4 protein-coding genes, 2 pseudogenes and 1 riboswitch are annotated in these 4,625 nt (G+C 58.5%); of the genes and pseudogenes, 2 read left to right on the top strand and 4 right to left on the bottom strand.

The window, feature by feature from the left end:
• Both ECTPHS_RS15020 and ECTPHS_RS13420 read right to left on the bottom strand, forming a co-directional pair.
• The coding region (locus tag ECTPHS_RS15020; protein WP_210386936.1) for a hypothetical protein at positions 1–366 on the bottom strand (366 nt) is incomplete at its 3' end.
• A gap of 129 nt (positions 367–495) precedes the next feature.
• Positions 496–963: a tetratricopeptide repeat protein gene (locus ECTPHS_RS13420; RefSeq protein WP_008933302.1), complete on the bottom strand. Its 468-nt coding sequence runs from the start codon at positions 961–963 to the stop codon at positions 496–498.
• Between the two features lie 234 nt (positions 964–1,197).
• Here ECTPHS_RS13420 and ECTPHS_RS15380 point away from each other — a divergent pair, with 234 nt between their 5' ends.
• Positions 1,198–1,539: a prepilin-type N-terminal cleavage/methylation domain-containing protein gene (locus tag ECTPHS_RS15380; protein WP_083838884.1), complete on the top strand. Its 342-nt coding sequence runs from the start codon at positions 1,198–1,200 to the stop codon at positions 1,537–1,539.
• Between the two features lie 347 nt (positions 1,540–1,886).
• Positions 1,887–2,114, top strand: a pseudogene (locus tag ECTPHS_RS13410) (Type I secretion system protein TolC); the annotation flags it as partial.
• A gap of 45 nt (positions 2,115–2,159) precedes the next feature.
• Here ECTPHS_RS13410 and ECTPHS_RS13405 read toward each other — a convergent pair.
• Positions 2,160–2,718, bottom strand: a pseudogene (locus tag ECTPHS_RS13405) (adenosylhomocysteinase); the annotation flags it as partial.
• Between the two features lie 81 nt (positions 2,719–2,799).
• Positions 2,800–2,873: riboswitch (S-adenosyl-L-homocysteine riboswitch) on the bottom strand.
• A 112-nt stretch (positions 2,874–2,985) separates the two neighbouring features.
• Positions 2,986–4,404, bottom strand: a complete 1,419-nt coding sequence (locus ECTPHS_RS13400) for a dihydrolipoyl dehydrogenase (RefSeq protein ID WP_008933299.1) — start codon at positions 4,402–4,404, stop codon at positions 2,986–2,988.
• Between the last annotated feature and the right edge of the window lie 221 nt (positions 4,405–4,625).

The following is a 4,625-nucleotide window of genomic DNA, read 5'->3' as shown; positions in this document are numbered from 1 at the left end:
AGCCCCAAACCACTCCCAGGGGCTCCCCGGCGTCAGATAATCCTCAATCCCCCAGTTCCCGGTACCTGTCGGGTCATGCTGAAGTCCCGGCGGGGTAATGCCACCATATCCCAGCGTGCCATTCAGACCGATACCCACACGGACGTAATCCCCCTCCATCACAAGCGGAGCAGCCGAAGCCGGAGCGGTAAGCATGACACCACCACCAAGCAAGATGGCCGATAAGGAATACCCAAGTACAAGAGTACGCTTGTAATCCATCATCAATCCCCCATAACACGTTTTTCTGAAAAAGCAGCATTCGCAGAACGACCCAAAGCCACCCAGCAAAAAACGCGCCACAAAAATAAAGTAAAAAGGGATCAACTACTTATTTTTAAAAAGGGGAAAATTACCGGGCTGACGAACGTATTTCCTAGAAAAATGTAAATTCTGGCGACATCGGATAACGAAAAGCAGACATGGACAACAACCCATCAGGAATAAGACTGACAATCATTTCAGCCCCAAGGCTTCCATCTGCCGGCACGAGATCAGATGGCCACGCTCGGCGGCGCGCCGGATCCAGGAGAGCCCCAACGCCTCGTCCCTGGGCACCCCCTCCCCCGTGATGTAACAGCGGCCCAGCCAGTGCATGGCGTCCGGGTATTGCTGGTTCGCGGCGGCTGTCAACCAATGGATGGCCAGCGCTTGGCACCCGGCCTCCATCAGCATCAGGGCCACGTCGTGGCGGGCCGCGGGGTCACCGGCATCCGCCTGCTGGATGACCTGAAGATCCTCGTCTTCCAGATCCGGCAGGGGGATATCCCCGCGGATCAGGTCCAGCTCGATCCTGGCATGCCCTGGCCCTCGCCCTCCTGTCCTGCCCAGGCGCCTCACCGTGCCGGTGGCGATGCGCCGCCAGAGGGTCCTTCTGCTTAGACCGGTCAGCTGGATGGCCGATTCCAGGGTGATTGATGGCATGCGCGGGTCCTCCATTGAATGGAGTGTAGCGGGTGGAGGAATCCCGCTGGAAGGGTGTGGCATTGAAAAATAATGCCGAGCGTTTTGGTCGGCATTATGGGATGGTGCCAGGGGTTGGGAGGGGGTGGGGGTGAAATACCGGGCAAGAGGGGATTGGTACCGTTTATCCCCAATTTGGAGTTGGCATCATGTTTGCTCTATTGGAACTGTCACCCAAATGAACGGAGAGCTGTGATGCAGAACCAGAAAGGTTTTACTTTGATTGAACTGATGATCGTTGTGGCGATTATTGGTATTTTGGCGGCGATTGCGTTGCCGGCGTATAACGAGTACCGCAACCGTGCCCAAATCGGTGCCTGCGAATCCGAACTCTCATCGCTTAGGTCTAACGCAATTATGCTGGAATCTGGAGATACTAGCTATAGCATCCCTACAGAAACGCAAAACTGCACTGCTGTAAGCATCGCGGATGGCAGTGGTGATCTAAGCACCGTAAGAGTAATCAAGGGCACAGCAAAAGATCAAAGCACCACTGACGTTGAAGTCTCTCTGGGAATACCAGTAACTACTCCTTAATTATGGATGCATAAGTAAAATCTAAAGAAAACCCACCTTCTTGATATACTAACCCCGGCTCCATGTCGGGGTTTCTTTTTTCATGGATTCCTAAGAGGGTGTTTACAAAAATAGTACCAAAATCTAAAGGACACCCACTTTTCGCCGACCTCCCCCGCCCTCTCTGAGACCCTCACCCCATGGAATCTAAAGGACACCCACTTTTCTTTGTGGTGTCGCGCTGTGTCCGCCGCGCTTTCCTCTGTGGGCAGGACCACCACACCGGACAAATCTGGACAAATCGGACAAATCTAAAGGACACCCACTTTTCCGCCGACCTCCCCCGCCCTCTCTGAGACCCTCACCCCATGACCCGACCTCGCTCAGAACTGGTGTCCGTCACCGACACGCCCTGGTATCACGTGGTGTCGCGCTGTGTCCGCCGCGCTTTCCTCTGCGGACAGGACCGCCACACCGGCCAGAACTTCGAACACCGGCGTGGCTGGATCGAGGCCAGGATTCGGCAACTGGCCGCCGTCTTCGCCATCGACGTGGCGGCCTATGCGGTGATGAGCAACCACTATCACATCGTGCTAACCGAATCTTAACGAATCTAAAGGACACCCACTTTTCGTTGGGACCTTGGAGTACCAGCCCGGCTGGCTCTTGACGCGTTCCTTGATCTGGGCGAACAGCACGCGCTCTTCGTCGTTGGTGGGGTTGTCCACCAGGGACAGATCCTTCTCGGCGCGGGCGCCCAGGTGGATCAGCAGGGTGGCGTCACCGCCATCGTCCAGGATCATGTTGGGGGTGCCGCCGTCGGACCATTCGAAGATCTTGTGGCAGTAGTCCCAGTACTCTTCCAGGGTTTCGCCCTTGTAGGCGAACACGGGGGTGCCGCCGGCAGCGATGGCCGCAGCAGCGTGGTCCTGGGTGGAGAAGATATTGCAGGAAGCCCAGCGCACGTCTGCGCCGAGGGCCTTCAGGGTTTCGATCAGCACGGCCGTCTGAATGGTCATGTGCAGGCTGCCGGCGATGCGGGCGCCCTTCAGCGGCTGGGACTTGGCGTATTCTTCGCGGGTGGCCATCAGACCGGGCATTTCGGTCTCGGCGATGGCGATTTCCTTACGGCCGAAATCGGCCTGGTTGATATTCGGCTACGGCGTAATCGTGGTTCTGGCTATCAACGACTGCGTTCATGAACACACTCCTTAAATCTTTGGGCGAGTGCGAAGCGGTCGGAAGGGAGCAAAACTTTCAGCTCGCCGACCACTTTCGCGGGTACAGCGAGCGCCGTTTTAGGAGGTGTCTGAGCCTGGCGGATTCGGTGATCCGTTGCAGCGCTCCTCAGACAGAGCCGCAAAGTATAGCGCATTCACTGGAAAAATCACACCCGGGGGTCTTGCTGCCCGATCACAACACGGTCATCGGACAGGAAAGACCCCGTTAAATCAGTGAAAACGTTGTTCATTCCTCGCGGCGAAATCCTTTGGGCAGGTCATGTGTTTCCGGGAGTCTGGAGACGATTTCCTGCAGTGCATCGGGGAGTATTTCTTCCACCACAGGATGATAAAAGGGCATCGCCAGAAGTTCCTGCGCCGTTTCTCCACGCTGAATGGCCCAGGCCAGTAAATGAGCCAGGTGTTCGCCATGCGTGGCCATCAGCGATGCGCCTCGCAAGCGGCCGGTCTTTGCATCGGCATGAAGACGAATCAGATTGCTCTGCGCGCCCAGGATCACGGAGCGGCCATTGCCGCTGCCATCGGCTGAACCGGTAATGATCTCGTTGGGGTCCATATCTTCCTGGTGCTCACCGATCACGGCGATATCCGGATGAGTGAAGGCAATGCTCAGTGGTGTGCGGCGGCGAAAACGGGTGATGCCCCGGGCTGCGTTGAAGCCGGCGATGGTGCCTTCGTCTCTCGCTTCATGCTGCAGGGGGCGGTGGCCGTTCACATCGCCTGCCACAAATACGGGAAAATCCTGAACCTGCTGAGTGGCCGGATCGAAGCGCAGTTGACCCTTGTCGTCCAGTTCGAAGCCTGCTTCGGCCAGGTTGAGGGTGTCGGTGTTGGGTCGCCGACCCAGGGAGGCCAGGATCATGTCCACCTTTTCCTGCCCCTGGGATGTCTTCATCAGGATCCCATCCGCTTCCTTGCTCAATTCGGCGCTCTCGCCCAGCCACAGGGGGAACTCCGCGCTGAATTGCTCGATCACGCGCTGCCCCAGTTCCGGGTCGCTGATGCCCGCGGGGAACCTGGCAATGTCGGCACCCACGACGCGCACCCCAAGGCGTGACAGGGCCAGGCCCATTTCCAGGCCGATGGCGCCGAGGCCCAGTACGCCTACCGAGTCGGGGATATGTTTGGCATCGAACAGGGTGTCGGTGGTCACGACCCGGTCACCCAAGGGTTCGAGCCATTCGGGTACCACCGGGCGGGAGCCATTGGCAATGACCACGGCCTGGGCGCGCACCACCTGGCGATCGCCGCCCGGGAGTTCCACCTCAAGCACGGTGGGTTCCACGAAGCGGGCCGGTCCCTCCAGCAGGTTTTCGCCCATGGCCTTGCGAGCGTTCTCCTCTGTCTTCCCGGCGAATCGGTCGCGCATGGCGCTGACCCGGGCCCAGGCCGCGTCCCGGTCCAGGGATAGCTGCCCGATGCCTTGGGTGCCGTACTCGGCCATCTCCTGCCGCTGATGCCATAGGTGGGCGGCGTGCAGGGCAACCTTCGAGGGCATGCAGCCAACCCGGGCGCAGGTGGTGCCCAGTGGGCCCGGGTCTATCATCGTCACCGACTTGCCGGCCATGCGAACCTGCTTCATGGCGAACAGGCCAGCGGTGCCTGCGCCGATGATGGCGACGTCGGTTTGAATATCCTGGGGCATGGATGCCTCCTTGGTATGTTGTGTCTGTCTTTCAAAATAAGCGTTTGCTGATATTCGTGCAATACGTAACCCGGTCATGTGGCGCTCCCTGAGCAAGCAACCATCAACTCTGGGTGGGCGTGTCTATCCCTGGGGTGTCACTTTGGCAGTATGTCCATATCCGCAACCAGTGAGGTCACTGGCCCATGGTGCTGGGCCTGGAGTATCCCCACGTTTTCGCA

The sequence above is a fragment of the Ectothiorhodospira sp. PHS-1 genome (assembly GCF_000225005.1).
In the GTDB taxonomy this organism is placed as follows: Bacteria; Pseudomonadota; Gammaproteobacteria; order Ectothiorhodospirales; family Ectothiorhodospiraceae; genus Ectothiorhodospira.
The sequence above is the reverse complement of the archived record's forward strand: the minus strand, read 5'-3'. Positions and strand labels throughout refer to the sequence as shown.